This is a genomic window from Paenibacillus lautus, assembly GCF_050482385.1.
GTDB classification, from domain to species: Bacteria; Bacillota; Bacilli; order Paenibacillales; family Paenibacillaceae; genus Paenibacillus_AQ; species Paenibacillus_AQ lautus_B.
This window is the reverse complement of sequence record NZ_JBCNHV010000009.1, coordinates 70,386-92,440: the sequence shown is the minus strand read 5'-3', so window position 1 is coordinate 92,440 and position 22,055 is coordinate 70,386. Positions and strand designations below refer to the sequence as shown.

23 protein-coding genes are annotated in these 22,055 nt (G+C 44.6%); 6 read left to right on the top strand and 17 right to left on the bottom strand.

Annotated features, from left to right (window positions below; translation table 11 throughout):
- Window positions 1–2 precede the first annotated feature (2 nt).
- Genes ABEW73_RS10755 through ABEW73_RS10740 form a run of 4 tightly spaced genes read right to left on the bottom strand, consistent with a single transcriptional unit; the run spans window position 3 to window position 4,140 of the window.
- Window positions 3–797: an ABC transporter ATP-binding protein gene (locus tag ABEW73_RS10755; protein WP_430167481.1), complete on the bottom strand. Its 795-nt coding sequence runs from the start codon at window positions 795–797 to the stop codon at window positions 3–5.
- Window positions 798–1,601 carry an ABC transporter permease gene (locus ABEW73_RS10750; protein WP_430167479.1) on the bottom strand — a complete coding sequence of 268 codons (804 nt, stop codon included), beginning with the start codon at window positions 1,599–1,601 and terminating at the stop codon, window positions 798–800.
- Window positions 1,598–2,545: an ABC transporter permease gene (locus ABEW73_RS10745; RefSeq protein ID WP_430167476.1), complete on the bottom strand. Its 948-nt coding sequence runs from the start codon at window positions 2,543–2,545 to the stop codon at window positions 1,598–1,600. Before ABEW73_RS10745 ends, ABEW73_RS10750 begins: the two co-directional genes overlap by 4 nt.
- Complete coding sequence (locus ABEW73_RS10740) at window positions 2,545–4,140, bottom strand: ABC transporter substrate-binding protein (RefSeq protein WP_430167473.1); 1,596 nt, start codon at window positions 4,138–4,140, stop codon at window positions 2,545–2,547. The genes ABEW73_RS10745 and ABEW73_RS10740 overlap by 1 nt, the downstream gene beginning before the upstream one ends.
- Before the next feature lie 149 nt (window positions 4,141–4,289).
- Between ABEW73_RS10740 and ABEW73_RS10735 the strand changes: the two genes are divergently transcribed.
- On the top strand, window positions 4,290–5,045 hold the full coding sequence (locus tag ABEW73_RS10735; RefSeq protein ID WP_430167471.1) for a class I SAM-dependent methyltransferase: 756 nt from the start codon (window positions 4,290–4,292) through the stop codon (window positions 5,043–5,045).
- Between the two features lie 271 nt (window positions 5,046–5,316).
- Window positions 5,317–5,532: a hypothetical protein gene (locus ABEW73_RS10730; RefSeq protein ID WP_430167468.1), complete on the top strand. Its 216-nt coding sequence runs from the start codon at window positions 5,317–5,319 to the stop codon at window positions 5,530–5,532.
- A gap of 24 nt (window positions 5,533–5,556) precedes the next feature.
- Here the strand turns inward: ABEW73_RS10730 and ABEW73_RS10725 are convergent, their stop codons facing one another.
- The 7 genes from ABEW73_RS10725 to ABEW73_RS10695 all read right to left on the bottom strand — a co-directional run bounded on the left by ABEW73_RS10725 (window position 5,557) and on the right by ABEW73_RS10695 (window position 11,401).
- Window positions 5,557–6,030 carry an HIT family protein gene (locus ABEW73_RS10725; RefSeq protein ID WP_430167465.1) on the bottom strand — a complete coding sequence of 158 codons (474 nt, stop codon included), beginning with the start codon at window positions 6,028–6,030 and terminating at the stop codon, window positions 5,557–5,559.
- Window positions 6,031–6,212: 182 nt separating this feature from the next.
- Window positions 6,213–6,959, bottom strand: coding sequence for a MerR family transcriptional regulator (locus ABEW73_RS10720; protein ID WP_430167462.1), 747 nt, complete (start codon window positions 6,957–6,959; stop codon window positions 6,213–6,215).
- Complete coding sequence (locus tag ABEW73_RS10715; RefSeq protein WP_430167459.1) at window positions 6,934–7,860, bottom strand: DUF2268 domain-containing protein; 927 nt, start codon at window positions 7,858–7,860, stop codon at window positions 6,934–6,936. Before ABEW73_RS10715 ends, ABEW73_RS10720 begins: the two co-directional genes overlap by 26 nt.
- A gap of 216 nt (window positions 7,861–8,076) precedes the next feature.
- Window positions 8,077–8,202, bottom strand: a complete 126-nt coding sequence (locus ABEW73_RS10710) for a hypothetical protein (RefSeq protein ID WP_430167457.1) — start codon at window positions 8,200–8,202, stop codon at window positions 8,077–8,079.
- A gap of 186 nt (window positions 8,203–8,388) precedes the next feature.
- On the bottom strand, window positions 8,389–9,612 hold the full coding sequence (locus ABEW73_RS10705; RefSeq protein ID WP_430167454.1) for a cytochrome P450 family protein: 1,224 nt from the start codon (window positions 9,610–9,612) through the stop codon (window positions 8,389–8,391).
- Window positions 9,613–9,631: 19 nt separating this feature from the next.
- The gene (locus ABEW73_RS10700; protein ID WP_430167451.1) at window positions 9,632–10,249 is read right to left on the bottom strand and encodes a TetR/AcrR family transcriptional regulator; all 618 of its coding nucleotides are present in this window, start codon (window positions 10,247–10,249) and stop codon (window positions 9,632–9,634) included.
- A gap of 159 nt (window positions 10,250–10,408) precedes the next feature.
- Complete coding sequence (locus tag ABEW73_RS10695; RefSeq protein ID WP_430167449.1) at window positions 10,409–11,401, bottom strand: LacI family DNA-binding transcriptional regulator; 993 nt, start codon at window positions 11,399–11,401, stop codon at window positions 10,409–10,411.
- Window positions 11,402–11,477: 76 nt separating this feature from the next.
- On the opposite strand from ABEW73_RS10695, the gene ABEW73_RS10690 reads away from it, so the two are divergent.
- Window positions 11,478–12,305 carry an HAD-IIB family hydrolase gene (locus tag ABEW73_RS10690; protein WP_430167446.1) on the top strand — a complete coding sequence of 276 codons (828 nt, stop codon included), beginning with the start codon at window positions 11,478–11,480 and terminating at the stop codon, window positions 12,303–12,305.
- 482 nt (window positions 12,306–12,787) lie between these two features.
- On the opposite strand, the gene ABEW73_RS10685 is transcribed toward ABEW73_RS10690, so the two are convergent.
- The 3 genes from ABEW73_RS10685 to ABEW73_RS10675 all read right to left on the bottom strand — a co-directional run bounded on the left by ABEW73_RS10685 (window position 12,788) and on the right by ABEW73_RS10675 (window position 15,673).
- Window positions 12,788–13,339 carry a dihydrofolate reductase family protein gene (locus ABEW73_RS10685; RefSeq protein WP_430167443.1) on the bottom strand — a complete coding sequence of 184 codons (552 nt, stop codon included), beginning with the start codon at window positions 13,337–13,339 and terminating at the stop codon, window positions 12,788–12,790.
- A 147-nt stretch (window positions 13,340–13,486) separates the two neighbouring features.
- Window positions 13,487–14,668, bottom strand: a complete 1,182-nt coding sequence (locus tag ABEW73_RS10680; protein WP_430167440.1) for a YhgE/Pip domain-containing protein — start codon at window positions 14,666–14,668, stop codon at window positions 13,487–13,489.
- 225 nt (window positions 14,669–14,893) lie between these two features.
- A complete protein-coding gene (locus ABEW73_RS10675) occupies window positions 14,894–15,673 on the bottom strand; it encodes a nuclear transport factor 2 family protein (protein ID WP_430167437.1) in 780 nt (259 codons plus the stop codon).
- 194 nt (window positions 15,674–15,867) lie between these two features.
- Here ABEW73_RS10675 and ABEW73_RS10670 point away from each other — a divergent pair, with 194 nt between their 5' ends.
- The gene (locus ABEW73_RS10670; RefSeq protein ID WP_430167434.1) at window positions 15,868–16,473 is read left to right on the top strand and encodes a TetR/AcrR family transcriptional regulator; all 606 of its coding nucleotides are present in this window, start codon (window positions 15,868–15,870) and stop codon (window positions 16,471–16,473) included.
- A 270-nt stretch (window positions 16,474–16,743) separates the two neighbouring features.
- Here the strand turns inward: ABEW73_RS10670 and ABEW73_RS10665 are convergent, their stop codons facing one another.
- Window positions 16,744–18,273 (bottom strand): monooxygenase, encoded by a 1,530-nt coding sequence (locus tag ABEW73_RS10665; protein WP_430167431.1) that lies wholly within the window; start codon window positions 18,271–18,273, stop codon window positions 16,744–16,746.
- A 24-nt stretch (window positions 18,274–18,297) separates the two neighbouring features.
- On the bottom strand, window positions 18,298–18,699 hold the full coding sequence (locus ABEW73_RS10660; protein ID WP_430167428.1) for a RidA family protein: 402 nt from the start codon (window positions 18,697–18,699) through the stop codon (window positions 18,298–18,300).
- A 319-nt stretch (window positions 18,700–19,018) separates the two neighbouring features.
- Between ABEW73_RS10660 and ABEW73_RS10655 the strand changes: the two genes are divergently transcribed.
- Window positions 19,019–19,282, top strand: coding sequence for a MarR family transcriptional regulator (locus tag ABEW73_RS10655; RefSeq protein ID WP_430167425.1), 264 nt, complete (start codon window positions 19,019–19,021; stop codon window positions 19,280–19,282).
- Window positions 19,283–19,730: 448 nt separating this feature from the next.
- Here the strand turns inward: ABEW73_RS10655 and ABEW73_RS10650 are convergent, their stop codons facing one another.
- Window positions 19,731–20,321 (bottom strand): TetR/AcrR family transcriptional regulator, encoded by a 591-nt coding sequence (locus tag ABEW73_RS10650; protein ID WP_430167422.1) that lies wholly within the window; start codon window positions 20,319–20,321, stop codon window positions 19,731–19,733.
- Between the two features lie 422 nt (window positions 20,322–20,743).
- Between ABEW73_RS10650 and ABEW73_RS10645 the strand changes: the two genes are divergently transcribed.
- Window positions 20,744–21,916 carry an MFS transporter gene (locus ABEW73_RS10645; protein WP_430167419.1) on the top strand — a complete coding sequence of 391 codons (1,173 nt, stop codon included), beginning with the start codon at window positions 20,744–20,746 and terminating at the stop codon, window positions 21,914–21,916.
- Window positions 21,917–22,055 lie beyond the last annotated feature (139 nt).

The following is a 22,055-nucleotide window of genomic DNA, read 5'->3' as shown; positions in this document are numbered from 1 at the left end:
GCTCACACGCCTCCTTTGCTAAGAAACCTCTGTGATTGATACATGCATAACCGTTGGGTATATTCATGCTCAGGTTGCCCCAGGACTTTATCCGGGCTTCCCTGCTCGATGATTTCACCGGCACGCATGACACCAATCCGATCCGCAAGATAACCGGCAAGGAGTAAGTCATGCGTAATAAACAGCATACTCATGTCCAGTTCTTGGACTAGAGAATTCATAAGAGATATGATTTCTGCTTGCGTTGTAACATCGAGCGCACTCGTGGGTTCATCGGCAATGATGACTTCGGGTTTTAACAACAGCGCCATCGCGATCATGACACGTTGATTCATTCCGCCGCTCAGTTCATGAGCACAACGTTTCATCACATGTGCCGGTTCTTTCAAGAGCACTTGAGATAGCATCTGCTCGGCTTGCTTCTCAGCTTCATGCCTTGATACGGGCAAGTGGCTCCGCATCAAATCGATCAATTGCCTTCCGATAGGAATAGAAGGGTGCAAGGCTTGTTCGGGATGCTGAAAAATGGCACCTACATGTCTACCCCTGATTCTCTGCCAGTTCCTCTTGGATAACCGATTCAGTTTTTGGCCGCGCAGCAGGACATCACCCGACATTTGTAGATTAGTGGAAAGCATCCCTAACATGGCTTTGCTAGTTAATGTTTTACCACTCCCGCTCTCTCCGATTAAGCAGTACGTCTTTCCCGATTCCAAAGAAAAGCTGATGTTACGCACCAGAGATAGGCCCTCCGCATTTCGAATGTTCAGATGGTTTACTTCGACTATGACCTCCATTTATTTCTCCCTCCTGAGCCGCTCGCCTATAATCTGGAAGGAGCAGGCTGTCAGAAAAATCATGAACCCCGGGAAGAAACCCATCCACGGTGCAACCTGCAAGTAATTTTTTCCATCTAACAGCATAACCCCCCATTCAGGTGACGGAGGTTGCGCGCCAATTCCTAGAAAGGACAAGCCCGATAAAGTCAATATCACCTTACTTACATCAAGGATCAGCATGGTTCCAATCTGAGGCGCGATATTCGGTATCATATGCCTTATCATCGTCCTCATTCCAAAGGATCCGCTTACCCTGCTTGCAATGATATACGGTTCCTTCTTAACGTCATGGATCAACCCCCGTATTAATCTCACGTACTTGGCCCACCAGGACAGTATCACGGCAAAATAGACATGTTCCATGCCGAAGCCAAGAAAACCGACAATCACGATCGTGAGCAGGATATTCGGCAATGCCGTAAATGTATCCGTCACGCTCATCATGAACATATCAAGTTTTTTTCCAAAAAAAGCGCTCGCCGTACCAACCAAAAGCCCGATCAGCATGACGATGCCGAGAACGATGAAAACAGGGAACACCGATTCACTGATGCCGTGGATCACGCGACTGAACAAGTCCCTTCCTAAATAATCCGTTCCAAAGGGATGAGCAAGGCTTGGAGGAACAAGCTTTTGCTCATGATTCGTATGGAGCGGGTCATAAGGTGAAACCCACGAGGCGGTGAGTCCTGTAATCATAAGTATCGAGATAAACAGCAGCGCTGCTGTCGGAAGTTTATTAGCCCGGATGAGTTGCATCATAGTTCCCACCTCTGCTTGTCCAGATGAATGCGTGGATCGGCAAAGAAATACAGCATATCGGTCACAAAATGAAACACAAAGATAAACGCAGCCACTAGAAGCGCACTCCCTTGAATGACTGGAAAATCACGGCGATATATAGCCTCAAGCATATATTTACTGAACCCAGGAAAACTAAAGATCGTTTCCGTTATGATCGAAGCCCCGAAAAAACTTGGCAGACTCGTCGTGATTAACGTCAGGATCGGTACGAGCATTGAGCGAAATAAATAGGATGGATATAAGATCGAGTTACGCAAACCTCTGGCCCTTGCAGCCTCGATATACGAGAATTTGCTGTACTGAACGGTATAGGAACGTACCATTCGAATAAAATAAACGCTTTGTACCAGCGAAATGGCCGTCACCGGAAGTACATAATGCAGCAAGGTAGAACTTCCAATAACCGGAAGGACGGGCCATATGACGCCAAACGCATACATTAGAAGAATAGCGAGCCAATATAAAGGAACGGACAATCCCAAGATGGTTAACGAGTATACGACTCGATCAGGAATCGAACCCTCATTTAGCCCCAACCATATCCCGACCGGTATGGAAATGATGATCGTTAGTACAAAAGAGCCTGCAATGAGTCTATACGTCGGCTCTAAACGACTTATAATTTCATGTAAAACCGGTTCCCCCGACATGAAGGAATGCCCCAGTTCTCCTTGAACAATCTGAAACACCCAGGCCATGTATTGCTGAAGGAACGATTGGTCGAGTCCCCATTGTTCCTGTAGATCAGCCACCAGCGACTGCTCCGGTACCGCTCCGATCTCTAACAGCATCATGGACGCCGGATCTCCCGGCGCCAGTCGCATCAATGCAAACACGAACAACGAAAACAGGACAAAGGTAATCATCAGCATCAGCAGACGATAGATCATAGAACGCAGCATTACTGGGCTTCCTTCTTCAAGCGATGCCATTTCAACGGATCGTCCTCGATTGCATTGAATGCAAAGCCAATCAGTTCGGTCGTATGAACAAAGGTTTGCTTGGTATAGTACATGGGTACAGACATAGCTTCCTCATGCATTCGAAGAAACACTTGGTCGAACAGGGCTTGCTGTTTCTCACCGGAAATCGTAGCCGCAATTTGATCCAGCAAATCCGACAAAGGGCGATCTTGAAAGGCAACCCCCGGCGTAGATGGCGAGCTGTAGAATAACGAGGATAAGAATCGATACGGCAGTTGAGCATCCGTATAGGTCCGGTACATCAGCAGGTCAAAATCCTTGCTGCCCCACAGCGTATCGTAGTATGCCGCCCTTTCCTGATTCACAATGCGGATTTGGATTCCGATCTGCTTCATGTTGTCTTGGAAAACCTCCGCCATCTCTTTCCATTCCGGATATTCTTCCGTTTGAATGACCAACCGCAGCTGCAGGACTTGCCCGCCTTTCTCGTAAAGACGCTTCTTTTCGTTCCATTCGTAGCCCGAGGCTTCGATCAGTTGTTTGGCCATCTCGGGATTGTAAGGATAGGAAGGCTGATTATCATCGGTTACAAACGCAACTTTCTCTTGAAACAATCCTCTGACGGCATCGCCGGTGCCATCGGCATATTTGCTCGTATCGTTTCCGTAATTGACGGCCTGGCGAATGTTCTTGTCCGATAGAAACGCATGGTTTTGGTTGATAACTAAAAAGTAGGACATCGTACTCGCTCCGGTCTCCACCACGTACTTTTCGTTATTGAGGAAAACACTTAGACTTTCTGCTGGAACATTACCAAGTTCCCCGCCTGCAAGATCGACCTCTCCGGATTGCAGCGCCATCACCCTTGCTTGAGGATCTGTAATCACTTTAAAAACGAGTGAATACCCTGACGGTTCCTCTAACCAATAATGTTCGTTTGCTACCAGTACGGTCTCCACCCCTTGTCGATAACTTCCTATTTTCCAAGGTCCCGTGCCGATCGCTTGCTGAAAGGTTCCGCTCACGTCTCCCGCTGGAGTTACCGAGTTTGGACTCATAATCCGAAACGGCCTTGCCTGGCTCAGCTCATACAGCACTTGTGTTGCGGTATGTTTAAAAGAAAGCACGACGGTGTTATCATCCGGTGTTTCAATGTTTGCAAGCAAACGGGATATTTCCAGCGTGGCATTCTCTCTCCTGCTGACCGCCCTCTCCAAGGAAAACTTAACCGCCGTTGAATCCAATGGGCTGCCGTCTGAGAATTGCACCTGATTCCTTAAATGAAAAGTGTACGTCTTACCGTCTTCGGAGACCTGCCAGAATTCAGCCAGACTGGGAACAAGCTTCCCTTCTCCTTCATATTCCACAAGCGCGTCATATACAGCGGCATGCGTATGTCTTGATCCATTGTAAGTCGAAGCATCGAGCTTATCTCCCTCAGCGTCCTGCGTTACGGCAACAACGATTTGCTTGTCTTCTGTTTTGCCAGGGAACGGGTCTGTTTCTTTCGAACACCCCACGAGCAAAGATAATGCAACAAGTCCTGCAACTCCGAATCTAAATCTCCCCAACATCCATGCTCCTCCTAATTCTCTTCTCGGTTGTTTGTGATTAAACAGCCGCTACGATCTTGACCGCTTGCATACTGAGTAATCTTTGTATATTATTAATCGTAATCATTACGATTTGCAACATTTTTTTTTAAAAAAAGGAGATCTGAATAATGACCGAGCATAAACTTGCGCAGCAATATCGTGACTATTGGGATAAAGGAGCTGCTGTCTATGATGAAATTGTAGATACCGAATTTGCAACCGATACCTATGAACAATGGAAAGCGATCTTGAATCATCTATTATCCGGAAAACGAAATTTGAAAATCCTCGATGTGGGAACAGGCCCCGGTTTCTTCGGGGTTTTGCTAAGTCGGATGGGTCATGAGGTTACCGCCATTGACTCCTCGGCTGAAATGGTGGCTAGAGCTAATAAAAATGCGCAAAAGCACAACTGCAATTTCAAAACAATAGAAACCGATATTATCGATTATAAGACGGAAGAAAGATATGATATCATCATTTCAAGAAACGTCACCTGGTTCCTATATAATCCTGTTGCCGCTTATCAAAATTGGCATGGCATGCTGAATGACGGCGGGCAAGTGATGATCTTCGATGCCAACTGGAATTTATTTTTGAGTAATCCCCAAGAGGCGGAGCTGTTCAGAAAAGCTAAAGAAGAGGCAATTGATCAAGGTTACTTGCCTTATCGCGAAGAGAAGGATATCGAAGAAGGGGATCAATTGGCGCTTACCTTGCCATTGACCTACGTAAGAAGGCCGGGATGGGACGCTGAAATGCTGCGATATATCGGATTCACCAAAATCCAAGTCCATGAAGGTTTCGATGCTGATTTTTATCGAGCTGGAGAAAAAATTCTCAATCGCCATAGGCCCATGTTTGCCATCGTTGCTGAAAAATAAGGATACGTCCAATAAAAGACAAGCAGCCAACCTTGATGAGAAGGCTGGCTGGACGTCACTACTAATTCAGCCTAGTCATAGTCTTGGTAAGGTATATTTACGTATCCGTTTCATATTGGAAGACAAGCTTAACCACAATATAATCGGAGATTTTCTAATAATCAAATGAATGATCTGTATTATAATATGTTAAAGTAGACCAGGATTTTGAATTTTCATGAGAGGATTTATTTTCAGGTTTTGTTTATCTTAAGGAAGGTGAAAAATAGCTATGCTGAAAAAAAATAGGAACGTAACAGGTATTGTATTGGCCGTAATTTATTGTATTGTCCTTTTTGAGATTTTAATTGATGCCCCCCCTGGTGAAGCTCCAAATAATCCGCCTTGGGCATACGCAATGATTCCACTTGGAGCTGTTATAATTACCTCTCTCTTTGATTATGTGATTAAGTTCGATTTGTTCGATTTCTTCAAAAAAAAGAAGTAGAAAAAAGGAAAAAATGACTAGACCTTAAATGTTTTCCTTTATCCAAGAACGTAACTTATTAGCATAGAAAGCGCGTTCATCTGGATCCGACTGAGAACCCTTAGTCAGATAAAGTTGATCATTCACATATCTAGGGTAAACGTGGAGATGATAATGCCACACGTCTTGATTACCAGCAGGCTCATTATGTTGCCGCGTAGAAATCCCATCACATCCATATGTACTTTTCATGGCAAACGCTGTAAGCTGAGCCGCGCGGTGAATTTCAACAGCGTGATCCGCAGGGAGTTCAAAGATGTTCTCGAAATGTTGATTGGGAACAATAAGAACATGACCTTTGTTGTTTGGCCACCATTTGCTCGATATAAATGCCGTTACCTTTTCATTCTGATAGATGATATCCCATTGTTTTGTTCCCTGATTAGGTTGCTCGATACCCCACACACGACAAAATGGACATTCGTATCCCTCGGGCTTGTGTGAAAATGATGCTGTCATCTTTCTCATTCAACTCCTTTCATATTTCTCCAACCAACTATTAGGACGCAGGCAACTTCTGTTCGTTGCGTTATTCTGCCCGTTAGTTGAACAAAGGCAGCCAATCACCTTGATCAGCTGCCTTCTTGTTTTTATAACAAGTAGTGGGCTCATTGTTGAGCATTTCCCATTCATTGATATGATTACCGATTGATATTTTGCATAATCGCGCTGTAAAGAAAATCTGCTAAATCCTCATTGCCGTATTGATTAAAGTAGCTTTTGAATCGTGCATCGAATTTGTAAGTATCGGCAATGCAAGCCAGTAACTCTGTATCACATGGCATGAATTGCATTAGATTTTTTTTCCACTCCTCGATTAATCGCTGAACTTCATCGGAGGAAGGATGCTGATCAACACAAGACGCAATTTGCTTGAATATTTCCTCCATCGATTGAAAACGTTCATCTTTTTCATCTACTGATAAATTTTCCATCGTTTCATTATACACTTTGTACGCCTCTGTTTCGCCATAAATGAATCTTGCCTCATTGGCATACTGTTCTTTCAATGGCAAAACGGAAGAACTGTTGAAGATTTGCAAATGACTAATATCATTCCCCGAAACGTATTCTTCGAGAGCAACCATGATGGTTTCTAGTCTTTGTTTTTTCGATAATAAGTTTTGACTTTGCTTCTTTAATATTTGTTTCTGTTCTTGCCTGGTCAGCTTTAAAATGTCCGCAATTTCTTTCAAAGAAAAATCCATTTCCTTTAAGAACAAAATCGTTTGAAGTTTTTCCAAACTGCTTTGATCATATAGGCGATACCCTTTTTCCGTTAGATGTGTCGGTTTAAATAAATCGATTTTATCGTAATAATGCAAGGTACGAGCTGTAATTCCTGTTATCTGAACAATATCTTTAACCGCTAATAATGATTTCTTCATCCCAAAATCCTTTTACTTCGTCTAGTATTTGAGCAGCAGGCGTTATGGTTGCCTCAAAGATCGTTCTTCCTGTTTTTCTTAAGTAATACTGGATTAAATAATATCCGCAAGCGTAGCCGGCGCTGTACGGCATATTGACCGGTTTAAAATTCTGAAGTTCTGCGAGCTCGTCACCGTAAAGATACGGGGCAAATTGATCAAACCCCGTTAATTGCAATTGCTCTCGGAGCACGGGCTTAATGTGCCTGTTAAGTGTTTCAGCATTTGTTTTCGTTACCCAAGGGCCGAGCCATTCTTCTCCAAACATGGACGCAGCGAAGTTTTCAGCTAATCCTTCACTTACGATGAGCTCACCCAAATTAACGGTGTGATCCCACTGAATAAATTGATATCGCACATTATGGTTGCACTCGTGCGCCAGCGCAGCCTTCATTCGAGGAATCGTGTACTCATTTGGCAAGAGTGTACCCCAGATAAACCCGGGAATGCCACCAAAGCCGCTATATCCTTCGTTTATTGTTAAGGCACGGTTTTCCGGATTCCCTAGTTGAATGGTAAATAAATATTCAGATACGGGGAGACTTATTTCATGTTCTATAAATAGACGGAGGCTTTTCCTTACAGCGTGCTCACACTCTAACCAAAAAGAATCTGACGAAATCAACTCTACCTCAGGTGAAATCTGATGGGTAATCTGATCAGGGGATCGATGCATCATACTATTAAACGTAATAACGTCAAAACCATTCGCTTCTTCAGCTCTAAAAGGGATTTGTTGAATTTGCCATTGTTTCATAAAGGGAGCCATCATTTCGTTTCTGAATAATTCAAGTTTTTCCTCGGGCGAAGCTTGGGCAACTTTTTGATAAATGTGGTCTGAACGCAATGTTATTATGTTCATATCTCTCACTCCTAGTCGTTTATAGTGAGAATTATGCACTATGACCTAACGTCAGAGTCAAGAACCTGAATCCAAATTAATTTACATGTTCTTAAAACTATCCTTCCCGTTAGCTTAATGAACGATCAAATTTCTTTAGCCTGGCTTATAGAGAATTAAGAAAAAAGAAGCAAGTCTATAAGACGTGCTTCCTCTGAGACGCTAGTTTGTTTTTGACTATTTGCCCCTGTGCTTCTTCTTCGCTTTTTGAACTCTAAGTTGATATTTTCTTTCATTTTCTTCCTGCTCAATCACACCAATCCAGTACTTACAACTTTCATCAAACAATACGGTAAGCTTCACACTTACTCCCCCTCTGTTTATACTGGAGTGATGGACATCCCGAGGGGGGAAGGTCACTGACACTAGAGCTAACCCTGTGCGACCGGACTACCAACCGATCCGTGTTTTTACACTCCTTTAAGGTTATATCACATTTTTCACAATGGTTAACCGTTCCACTAGGCCCGTTAGTAATATAAAACAGCATTAGAAACGGACTGGAAGGCTCACCAAAGATCGCAGCGTGCTGTAATGATATGTCAAGTCCTCCGGTTTAACGTCAAGACGCAGGTTGGGAAAACGCCGCAATAGAGAGCTGAACGCGATTTGCCCCTCCATGCGGGCAAGGGGCGCCCCCAAGCAAAGATGGATTCCTCTACCAAATGCCAAATGATCGGTCTCTTGTCTTGTGATGTCCAGCCGCTCCGGCGCGTCAAATCGGCTTGCATCCATATCCGCTCCGGCCAGTGATACCACAACCATTTCGCCTTTTCGAATTCGTGTGCCGTGGATCTCGATATCTTCGTCCGCGATCCGGCTCGTAATCATGACCGGACCCGCATACCGCAGCAGCTCTTCCACCGCTGCCGGCAAAAGAGCCGGATCCTCGCGAAGCAGCCGCATTTGTTCTGGATGCTGAAGCAACGCCAAGGTTCCGTTACCGATCAGATTCACGGTCGTTTCATGTCCTGCCGTAATGAGCAGCCATATGGTGGAGAGCAGCTCGTTCTCGTTGAGTTTATCGCCCTCGTCATAAGCCTGAAGCAAACCGCTGATAACATCGCTTCCGGGGCGTTTTCTCTTTTCGGAAATCAATGATTGAATGTAGTCGATAAACTCCTGAAGGGCTTCCTGAACCATATTGGCTTGGCCGGGGTTCAGCGCGGCTTCGGCCAGCTTGTGGGTCCACTCGCGAAAACGTGCCTGATGATGGCCGGGGATTCCCAGCATCTCCGATATCACGATGATAGGCAGCGGATAAGCAAAATCCGAAATCAGTTCCATCTTGCCCCGGGTGGCTACCTTCTCCAGCAGCTCGTCGGCAATTTGTTGGATTCGCGGACGAAGCTCTTCAATCATACGGGGCGTAAATGCTTTGGAGACCAAACGCCGCAGCCGGGTATGATCGGGAGGATCCACCGTGAGCATATTGGGCATATTCTTGAACCATTCAAGCAATTCATTGACGGAGCTGTTCTGGGGTGAGGCTTTTTGCTGTGAAGCGTACTTTCGCCGATCCGAGAGGAACCTGGGGTCCTTTAAAATTGCTGAGACATCCTCATACCGAAAGGCTACCCAAGTTTCGCCCATGCCAAAAAAGTCATCAAGCCGATAAAGTCCTTCCTGATGTTGGATCAGATTTTGGTAAAACGCATTAAAATCACGCATTGTATCCGGCGATACAAAATCGTTGCTTGTTATGCCTTTCACGGCTGATCACCTCTTTACTTTAGTTTTCCATACCGAATCGGATCATGTCACAAAAAGCGTCCAGTTCCTTCATAAGGCTGCGGGTATAGCTTTCATCAATATGGTTCATCCCGTTCGTCTCCTCCAGAAACTTCGTTTCGAAATGTTTGGTAACGGCCATGACGAGCTCGAATGCATGCTTGCGGTTTATGCCTTCGCGAAGCGGCACCTTATCGAAGAGCCTTACGAGCATCGCTTGACGGGTTTCACTGACCTGACCGTACTTAACTTCGACTTCCTCCTCCAAGCCATCGGGTGTGGCATAAAATGCCTCATATACTAACTTCCATTCATCCGAATGCTCTCGAAAATAGTCGAGCTTCGCATGGCTTAACTGAGAAATAGCTGTAAAAAAATCGGTGTGTTCCGTCCACTCATCGTAATGGATGCCAGTTCGGACTTTCTCGAAGCAGTGGTCAACTAAGCTAAGATACAGTTTCTTCTTACTCGTGAAATGATGAAAGATCAAAGCTTTGGAGATACCAGCAGCTTCCGCTAACATTTCCGTTGATGTGTTCTTGTAACCGTTGCGGGCAAACACGGATAAGCAGGCTTGCAAAATCTTCTCTCGTTCGTAGAGCTGTATCGGCAGATTCATCACCTCTTTTTGAATTTGCTGACCAATTGGTTAGTAAAATCATACAGGATGCTGACCTGTCGGTCAATATAAATGGAAAAAAATCCCCCTGCGGAGAGCAGAAGGATTTATTGAGGTTACGGTATCCTTCTTGTTTCTTTGTCTTTCACTTCACTTTTCTTAAGTAGAATTACGTATAATCAGCGAAGTCTTGTAGGTTTTCGCTATAGGAGCAGACCGCATCCCCTTCAATCTCCGGGTAAGACATTCTGTAACATCCCTGACCATATCGGGAATACAATTGGTTAATGTGGTCAGTTCCGGATTAGTCATCAATCCCACAGGATGGTTATCAAATCCGATGACGGACAATTCTTGAGGCACGGATATCCCCTTTTGCTTGGCTGCTTTCAATAAACCTGTAGCTACAAAGTCACTACCTGTTATCATTCCATCCGGCAATTGATCAGAAGTAAATAATTGTTCTCCCAGGGCATAACCATCTTCCATAGTCACCAGACCCGTATAACATTGTGATTTCGTACACGCAAGGCCGAATTGTTGGTGAGCCAGTTGAAACCCGTTCCATCTTTTCTCTTGCAATAGTGTCAGGTGATCCATACAGAAAAACAGATGACGGCGTCCCTTGGACAGCAAATAGGCTGTCGCTTGAAAGACCGCATCTTCTTCATCCAATCGAAAGACATCGAGAAACTCTCCGTCCATCGCTTCGTTGCATATGATTCCAATGTAAGAACCTATATATTCTTTAATTTCTCTCTCCGAGAAATGAGAATGAGCAATAACCACGGCATCCATTTCTCGACGTAACAATCGGGCATACACATCACGTTCATACTCGGGGGATAATTCGGTCTGATAGATGACAAGTTGATACCCCATTGAGCCTAAAGATCGACTTAATGCACTAACAAGCTGACTGAAATAGGGTTGCTCCACATCCGGGACAAGCACACCGATATGATTGCTTGCCTGTAGACGCAACTGAACCCCCTGCGTATTGCGGATATATCCCAGCTCCGTAATGGCTTTCTGTACTTTTTGTCTGCTTTCAACGGATACGTGAGGGTGGTCGTTTAACACACGTGATACCGTCGACTTGGAGAGACCACTTACACGAGAAATATCAATTATGGTGGGCAAAATTAACACCTCATCTAAAGTATTGACCTGGGAACGTTCCCTGCAACTATGATATTGTTAACAAACTGTAGGAGGAGTCACACTCATGGAAGTCATCTATACCCCCGCTGTAACCGAATATCTGATATTGTTTGATTTTGATGAAACATATTACCCGCATGAATGTTTGCCTGAACAACTCAACATGGTGTACGAACTGGAACAATACCTCCAGCAGCTTGCCAGAAATCATCAAGTAAAGATAGCTTGGGTCACCGGAAGCAGTGTTCAGCAAATACAAGCAAAAATGAAAATAGCCGGTATGACGCAGCTCCCCCATTTTATAGCGAGCAATCTGGGCACAGAAATGTGGGAAGTCGAGCCGGACGGACAACTGGTCACTGTTCCTTCATGGGCAAAGATTATAAGGGCATCCGGATTCTCTCGAAGAGATGTAGAAGATTTAATTAGCGAATTAAAATCAACATTCAACATTGTCCTTCACGAACAGACTCAATTTGGTCAATCCGGATATAAAATGAACTACTATTATTATCCGGTATCAGCAGGCAGAACCCAATATGATATTAGTATCATCAGGCACCTTGCTGCAAATCACGGGATCGGAATTAATATCAATATTTGCAATCCCAAGGCGGGTGATCCGGAGCACGCATATGATGTCGATTTTATCCCCGCAGGAACTGGAAAGAAAGCGGCTGTGCAATTCCTGATGGATTATAGTCAGGTACTCCTGTCCAAAACATTGGCCTTCGGTGACAGTGGAAATGACATTGAGATGCTTCGGACGGTTGCCCATGGATATCTTCTCCAGAACGCAACGGCAGAGGCAAAGTCATGCCACAACAACGTTGCCCCTTATCCTTACGCCGAGGGAATTTTGCATGTATGTAGAAATTTCTTTGAGGAGTAATTCATATTATGGCGTTTGCTCAGCTATTGTACAATACAAATACCGCCGCTTTCCTCTACGGAGAAGGGCGGTATTTACATATTGATGGCTTAACAAGCCTATCAACAGACCACCCATGGTCCCTTATAAAGCTCCGCCCCTGTATAAGAAACAATAGGACCCCAGCTATATTTAGCCGGTCTAAGTCCTGGTAATCGTGGGAACCGGCACTTCTTCAAGCACATCGCTAGATCTTGCACACGAACTCTTTTTCGATTCAATAACAAAATAGTAATAGCCATAAGACTTTCAAGATTCATGAATGATTCCACCGTTTCTCTTGCAAAATGTTCAATTTATACCTCTGCACTACTTGTATCTTTGCTCCTTAGTTCAGCAAGAAAAAGCTCCACGTCGAAGCAGCCGACAAATGTTTGCCGGCTACATCTTGTGCTTGTATATATTCGTCCGGCAGTGCCAAGCCGCGGTGATCAGCCAGGCAGTTAACGAACGGGCGTGTAGCGGAGCACCACGACGCCGGAGCCGAAGGGTTTGGTCTCGGTCAGCTTCAGATTCAGTCGATCCCGAACTCCCCCCAATAATTGGGGGCCGCGTCCGGCAACGATTGGCTGTACCAGGAAGTGATACTCGTCCACCAAGCCTAGTTGTGCCAGGGTGGAACCGAGGCCGGGACCGCCGTTAACCACTAGGTTCTTCCCTTCTGCCGTAAGCTGTGACACCTCCTCGGAAACAGGCCCTTTCAACAAGAAAGAGTTATGCCACGACACGTGATCCAGCGTCCGCGAAAAGACGTACTTGGGTTTCCGATCGAGATTACGTGCGAAGTCGACCAAGTATTGAGGTCCATCGCCGCTACTGGCAATGGCTGGCCAAGCACTTTCCATCAGCTGGTAGATTTTACGTCCGAAAAGCAGACCATCAGACTTGTCCATCAAGTCCACCGTATACTGGTGGAGATCCTCATCCGCAATCACCTGCGTGTGGTCACAGCAACCGTCCAGTGTCACATTCATCATCAAGATTATACGTCCCATATGCAGCCTCCTTATGTCTACATTTTATCATCCAGAATCAGGCCCAGTTTCTCATGCATTGCTAATGTGACAGTCCGGGCAACGAAACTTGAGGAGCCATTTTCCTTCTGGGCGTATAACGTAACATTGATCGCTCATACTTTATTTTTAACCGACTGTAACAGAAGTAGGCGCGGCCTCCGTCGATCGACCACCCTTAAATCCGGAAGCGAGCAGCAGCACCATAAATCCCCCGGAGACGCCCCACAATACAGAGGTGTTCGAAGAGGCCGCGTCCAGCCCGCCGAAGTACATCACTTCCCGCAGCCCTCCTGCTGCGAACCGCAATGGCGTCCACGAATAGATCCAATCTCGCGTCGTCTGTGGCAAGAACTCCGGAGCCATGTTCAGCAGCGGCATGGAGAAAAACATCAGCAGTACGAGCAGCGGCATAGCCCGGAATCCGATCCAATTCAGCAAGGAAGATTGCAGTAAGAAGAACGCCGCTCCGACCAGCCATAAGAACAACCAAGTTGCCCCTGCATCCGCCATTTCCATACCGTACCACGACGTGGCCATCCAAATAGTGAAGGCCGATGAAAAGCTTACGATCACAAGTCCCACGATCGCTTGCAGTGCACTGACCGTCCGTCTTCTTGAACCCGCGTCGACCGCTTTCCTGCCAGCCAGGAACAAGACTATTCCGGTCACCAGGCTGCCGATCCACATGATCTGAGTCAACAAAGCCGGCGCACTCCCTGACGCATTGTTCCCCCCCGGTGAATGCATGACTTCCTCCTGAACGTTCATTGGTGTGATAAAAGCCTTCGCCGTCTCAACCGGAATATGCTCATTTTTTTGCTCAATCTGCCCAAGCAGCTGATGCGACAGTTCTTCGTTGATCATTTTCAGCGCTTGCCCCAATGACTGTGTTACGACCGCCGAGGCTTGAGTGCTCATCCCCTCGTTGGTGATGAGCTTCACATTAGGGTGAATCGGCGAAGAAGTTGCTAACGAGAGCAATCCGGTGCTCAGATCAACCGGAAGCACTACCGCTCCGTAAAAATCGCGTTTATCCATCCCTTCCATTGCTTTTTCCTCGGAATCCACAACATACCATACGAACGGTAGCGCCGGATTCGAACCTAATGTCTCCTGAATTATCTCCCCTACCGCAAACGTTCCGCCAGTCGCCAGCTCCGCCGGCTGGTCAAGGACAACAAGAGCCACCGGAAGCTCCTTTGGCTTCGATCCGAGCACCGAACCCATCATAGCCAACCCGAATACGATCAACACGACCAGGACGATTGCCACTCCCAGCCACGTCATTTTTTGTTTCAGTATTCTCATGATCCGCTACTCCTCGTCTTTTTATAATGAACATATTGTTGATGATCAACCTTGCAATGTTCATCTGTAAAAGGCTCACCTTAAAGTATAGCTGCCCCACAAGTTCACTTCATCGCAATGGATATAAAGAAGTCAAAATTTATCACTCAAGTACTTCCACCATGCCAAAGACATCACCATAACTAAATTCAGTGATGTCTTTCTTGCGATTCAACTGCACTAAACTTAAAATCTGCTGTTCGAATTCTTTCGTTTTTCTGCCGGCAGTATGGCCTCGATGACGTCCCAATGTTCGGCGATCATTCCATTCTCCACGCGGAAAATGTCGTAGAAAGCAGTAGGTTGATTGTCGAAGAGACCTTCACTCACTGTAAGAACAAAATCACCTTGTCCAATCACCTGATGGAGATGAGTATATTCAAATTCAATGTTTTTCTTCTTCAGCGCTTGCAATGCAACATGGAGACCGGAAAGACCATCTGGTATATGTGGACTATGCTGAATGTAATTATCCCCATCAAAGTAATCAGCAAGCAGGCCAGGGTTCTTCCCAAGCAAGATGTTCACAACATAACTTTTAACAAATTCTTTGTTGGCATCCGTCTTGTCGATATCCTTTATCGAGACCGGTCCGTCAATCATCGTATGATTGCTGGGTGTCCTTTCCACCATCTCTTGCATATTGTCCCAATGTTCAACGATCAGTCCATTCTCAAAACGGAAAATATCAATGATTATTTTGGAGCCAAAAAACTCATATACGGAATGAAGTGCCACATAATCTCCGTCGACCAAAGCACGCTTAACACTTACCTTCGTACCAATTTCCTTTAAATGCCCAAGTGCACCAAGCATTGCCGCACGACCATCGGATAAGCCTTGGTTGTGCTGAATATATTGCTTTGGATGAACGTAAGCTGTAATTGCTTCAGGATTACCGCTCTCAAAACTGTCCAGAACCGCGATTGCCTTATGGACAAGCTCATTTTGGTTTTTTACTGTCATTTGTATATCCTCCTAAAATTTTATAGTCATTAGATAAATAATGAACGTTCTGTTGTTTATTTATCTACTGCTCATTATAATAGAGGGTAAATACCAAGCTCAATATTCAATATTTTTAGTTTTGAAGGATAACAGACATCTCAACAAATTTTGTCGCTTAACTGCTCTAAATAAATTGAAGGAGACAGAAAATAATGAATAAGAAAACCGACCTAAGAATACTTCGCACGAAACAATCGATTCGAAAGGCGTTTTATGAGCTTATTCAGGAAAAAGGTTATGAAGCGATAACGATTCAGGATATTGCCGATCGGGCCATGATCAATCGAAATACATTTTATCTTCACTACCAAAACAAACCCGATTTATTAGATACATGTATTAATGAATTATTGAGCGAATTAAAGGATGCGGTCGTCCTTTGTCCCATCAACATGAATCCGTTCAGTATTTCTATACTTGCGACAGTCATGCAAACTGTACTGGAACATATTTCTCTCAACACTACCTTTTACTACGCCATGTTAATTGAAGAGAAGAGAATCTATCAGTTTCGATCAAAAATGGAGAATATCATTAGAGATAAATTAAACGAGGGGTGGAATCCTGATAAGGTAAATGCTCCTTTAGCGATATCCAAGGAATTGCTGCTCGAATATCTCGTATCGGCTTTCATGGGGATTGTCATTTGGTGGATTAAAAACGATCAACCTCTTCCCGCAAATGAAGCTTCATCTCAGTTTAGTAGAATTGTTACCTATGGGCATTTGAAAGCTGCCGGCATCCCCGTCGAGGAATAAAATTAGCGAGGGGCGCTATTCTGCCCGTTAGTTGAACAAAAGCAGCCGATCACATTGATCGGCTGCATTCTTGTTTTTATTGAAGCTATCGTCTTCCGTTAGTTTAACCAACTGTGGTTTCAACTGTTAAAGATTTAATGGTTTTTCGCATCAGTTGAAACCTCATCCATATATAATTATTTTCTGCTTTTCATCTTGTATCATACCCTACCATAGTTCCACCCGCTTGAACGGAGCTTCTCCCCTAAATAAATGCACGAATTTAATAACTCATATCTCAAATCTAGATTTTTGCTGAATCAAGTTTTCCGTAGTGTTTCCGCACCAGCGAGTGATTCCTTCATTTATGGTTTGCATTGGATTCGGATCTGATAGAGAAACCGCCCAGGCAATATGTCCATCCGGCCGTATAAGTGCCGTGTGGACGTCGTTCCAATCCGCGTCTGCCTCAGCCAAAGATGCATGTACAACTTTAAGGTTGCTATACGTTTCCCATTGACCGTTATTCTGTTCATTAAAATGGAAGTGCAACAGAAGAAAAGTACCTCTGTGTAGGAACGGATAGGAGTTAGTCAATTGCCCGTCTTTCAGCTTTAAGCCTAGATCCTTGAAACGTTTCCCGTTTAAAGGATGGTGAGGCGCTTCGACGTCTGGAGCATAATGTACATCCATTGCGGAAACTTGTGCGGCGATTTGATAATTAGCTTCCGGTATTTGAATCAGATTAGCCAGCATGCTTCGCAGTTCCGTGATGGGAGGAGTCACATCCAGAAGCAGGGTTTGGACCTCGGTATTCCGGAGCAAGGCCGTATTCCATGGGAAACGTTCGGTATGATAACTGTCCAATAGCCAGTCCGGAGCCCAGCCTTTGATTGCTCCTGCAAGCTTCCAGCCTAAGTTCATCGCTTCTTGTAAGCCGACGTTCATTCCCTGTCCACCAGCAGGAAAATGAATGTGCGCCGAATCTCCCGCCAAAAACAATCGACCATTCCGATAGCGTCCCGCTTGCCGCGTTGCATTTCCGAAACGGGACATCCATTTCACATCGTTCAATCCCAGGTCGCTTCCGGTCGTACGGATGATTGATGAACGAAACTCTTCAAATGTAACGGTCTCATCCTTAGAGATGTTACGTCTCTCCATATCGATAATTAAGACCCGATACATATGATCATTGATCGGCATGATGCTGACCAGACCTTTTTCTGTAATCCGGGATATGACACTCATAGGAGCCAAATCAGATAGAACGGCATCCCCCAGAATAGCCGTGAAGGTCGCGTCTGTACCTTCAAATGATATATTTGCATGTTTGCGAACCATACTTCTGGCTCCGTCCGTACCTACCACGTAAGCAGATCTTAACGTTGTTTCTCCATTAGGTCCCGCGATCTTAACGTCGACCCCATCCTCATCCTGATGCACAGATAGAGCCTCAACCTCTCTCCAGACCTCCGCTCCAAGGCTAAGAGCCCATTCCTCCAGCACCTTCTCCGTCTCACTCTGCGGTAAAAAGAGAGTGTGATTGGAAGAAGAATCCAATACCGAGAAATCCAAAGGAGTTTCTAATCCGGCAAAATGCCCTCTTGAAAGTAAGCGGCCTTTACTGATTAATTTTGATTTCACTCCACGCATATCTAATATTTCAAGGGTTCGTGGATGTACTGTAAGCGCACGTGAATATGGGGTTGTCTCTTTTAATTGCTCAATGACGCAGACCTTTACACCGGCTAATGCCAATTCTCCAGCCAACATCATGCCGACAGGTCCGCCACCGATAAGGATGACTTCATATTTCATATAAATAACCTCTTTTCTTAAACATTATGGGAAGATCACGATAGCGTCTATTTCGATAAGCCATTCAGGATCGGCTAGTGCTTGAACGCCTATATAGGTACTTGCTGTCTTCGGCCAGTTAGGACCAAACACATGAAATCCGGCGTCAAAAATAACCGAAATCAATTCCGGCTTGTGGTTTACCACAAAAATATTCATTTTTGCAATGTACAATGGATCCGCTCGCACGGCTTCTAATGCATACTTTAGATTGGTGAACACTTGAATCGCTTGCGCGTAATAGTCCCCTGAACCGACCAATGCTCCTGTTTCATCTACAGAAACCTGACCTGAGATGAAGGCCAGTTTAGAGGCAGTAGTTACCACAACATGTGAAATTACAGATGTAACCTTATCCGTCAATGTCTTTGGATTCACGATTTCCATAGGCAAGCATGCTCCTCTATTTCCGTATTTATAAATCTTCTCTTGAAAAGTGGATAATTATTTCCGGAAGAACCTCCTTCATATATTATTGTTTCGTCTGAATCATTTTTAATCCTTGTTAAAAAAGACAAAAATAAAAATAACATATATATTTTGTTTCATACGAAACAAAAATATTGTACTGGGTCACTCCTTATCCTGTCAACCCCATGAATTTTTCGTTCAGTTTCTTCAGCAAAAAGAGCAATATGAAACCCGAATAACTGCAACATACCTCGAGGATATCCGGAAGCATATCGAACCGGACTTCAGATTGAACATGACGGAACTGCACACCATTGCGTGCATCGGAGAGCAGGAGCCGATCAATGTCACTTCCATCGCGGAAAGGATAAATTTAAGTAAAGGGAATACCTCCAAGATCGCAAATAAATTACTAAAGGCAGGTTGGGTGCGAAAAGCCCAGCTCAATGATAACAAAAAGGAAGTGTATTTTCGGTTAACGCCTGTCGGCAAAAAGCTATTTGCTGCTCATGATGAGCTCCATACGAAGGAAAAGCAAAGAATGTACGAATTTTTGTAAAGATACAACGAAAGCGAGCTTGAATTTATCAAACGGCTGTTTGGAGATATGGTTGACTTCTATCGCTAACTTGGCCTCTCCCAAATTTATCCTCTCGTTTTCATCAATAAACTCAATGCATGAGTTAAATTGCCCCTTTAGCTTTATAACCACAGAGTTTGAAGGTGAAGAAAAGTTCTTTGTGTCGGAAGGAGCCCCCTCCTATTCTGTAAGAACCAATTATTGTCCTAGAAAATAAAAAGAACCCCACCAACTCTTATCATGTAGGGTGCCAATCCTGTTCCTACCTAAATAGATGAGACATACAATAATATTCAAAAAAGGCTCTCAACAGCCTAAAGTTACATACTTGCCGGACGACAAGAACTTCTGTACAAAATGGTTTGATTAAGGATCCGCAAATAGTCTGCATTGCACCTTGTTTCTTCCGCAGCCATAGCGACAGGACCTATCTCAGCAGTTCTTTGGCTCCGTTCATCACTAAGTGCATACTCTGTTTAACGAATGATTCCGCACTTATTAGACGCCCCTCATTGTTCCAAACGTAAGCCGCCCCATACATCCCCCAACTTAACATGATAGAAGCTGTATTTATTAAGAATTCCGCGTTTGGACTCGATGGCATCTTGTCTTTGTCTATAAAGGAAAGAAGTATCGTTTGAATTTTTTCCTTTATTTGAATTTCGAACACAGCTCCAAGCGATGTATACCTTCTTTTGCACATAGTGCTGAGATCCTTGTGAAAATCGCATACACCCAGAAAAATACTCTGAATGGTTTCTTCATTTAATACTTCGTGACCGCTTATTCTACGATTTATGATTGTCATAAATGATTCCATTAGTCTGGCCTCAAGAATTTCGAATTTATCTACAAAGTGCGCATAAAAAGTCGCTCTGTTAACAGTAGCCCGCTCTGCAATATCCCTAACGGTTATCGATTCAAAGTCTTTTTCTTGAATTAATGAAGCAAAAGCGTCTTGAAGGAGTCGCCTTGTACGTATCACACGAGGATCAGCTTCATTCTTTTTAATTGTCATGGTTAAGATCTCCCCTAATAAAACGACATTATTGAAATGGTGTTGTCTATACAACGGTTTATGGATATTGATGATTGCGTACCATTCGGTTGTTATTATAACATACAAATACAACACGCGTTGTTCAAACAACTAATGTTGTATTGAATCAAAATTCAGAATACCGCTTTCCAAAAGGAGGAGAGAAAACGACGGTGAGCTAAGGTCCTTTACAGGTTATACGCATAAGATTCTAACAAGGCGTTGTAAATCTATATTAGAGCCAATCAACAAGCTGGGGGGCATCTTTGATTTGAAGAATACAAATAACTAATATATGAGAATTTGATCATATATGCACGAATTTCGAAATTTATTTAGGGTGTCCTTTTTTTGATAATTTTTTAAAAATAGTTATTTTAAACACATCAGGAGAGTGAATTATGAAGAGCACATGGAAAGTTTACGTTCTAGCCTTGGTCAGCTTTTTAGTTGGAACATCCAATTACATCATTTCCGGGATATTGGACCGGATCGCAGAGACGATGGGAACAAGCGTTGCGGCAGCAGGCCAGCTCATTACGGTTTATTCCCTGCCCTATGCAGTCGGCACGCCTATTTTGATGGCGCTGACGGCTAAAATGGACCGGCGTAAGCTCCTCCTTTATTCGCTGGGCCTCTTTATTGCCGCAAATCTGCTGACATTTATATTGTCCGGCTTCGGTCTCTTCATTGCCGCGAGAATCATTGCGGCGTTAGGCGCCGGGGTGGTAACCGTTAACGCGCTCAGCATCGCCTCCAAAATCGCTTCGCCAGGCAAGCAGGCTAGCGCCATCGCCAACGTCACCATGGGCATTACCGCATCGCTCATCATCGGCGTCCCCCTCGGCAGAATGGTAGCCTCGGCTTTTGGCTGGAAAGCGGTATTTCTGGCCATCGCAATTGTCGGGGTCATCACCATGCTTGTTATTGCTGCGGTTTTTCCACGTATACAGGGCGACAAGCCTGTCCCTTTGATCAAACAATTTGCTTTGTTAAAAAAACCTCAGGTTTTGGTTGCTTTAGCGATTACTTTTTTCTGGTTGGGAGGATATTCCCTCGCCTATACCTACATCTCCCCTTTTCTGTTAGAGGTGGCTCATTTAAATGAATCATTGATTAGCGCAGCTCTGTTCGTGTTCGGCATGGCCAGTTTGATTGGCTCGAAAGTCGGCGGCTACAGCGCGGATAAAAGGGGCATCAAATACACGCTCGTTTCAGGGATGGTGCTTCACGTCATTTCGTTGATTTTGCTATCCTTAGTCGGACAGTCGGTCATTGCCGTATTTGCCATTTTGATCCTCTGGTCTTTTGCCGCCTGGTCATCCGCTCCGGCGCAGCAATTTAACTTGGTTTCGCTTGTTCCTGAATCCTCAGGCGTCATGCTGAGCTTGAACAGTTCCATGATGCAACTTGCCATGGCTGTCGGCGCAGGAATCGGCGGGCTGATCGTTAACCGTGTTTCTTTGGCATCCATTACCTGGTTCGGGGTACTCGGCGTACTCATCGCCATCATTGCCGTGTTTGTATTGTCCAGCATGGCATCACGGCATTCGGCGGTGCAGTCAGCGGATTAAAGGTATGCTAAACATGGAATATTTGATAAAGGACTCTGCTCAGTAAGTTGATCTTTCGGATCTTATTCATTCTTAATAAAAAAGCAGACCGCAAATGAACTGCACCCCAATTGTTGGACGCAACAATGCGGTGTGGTTT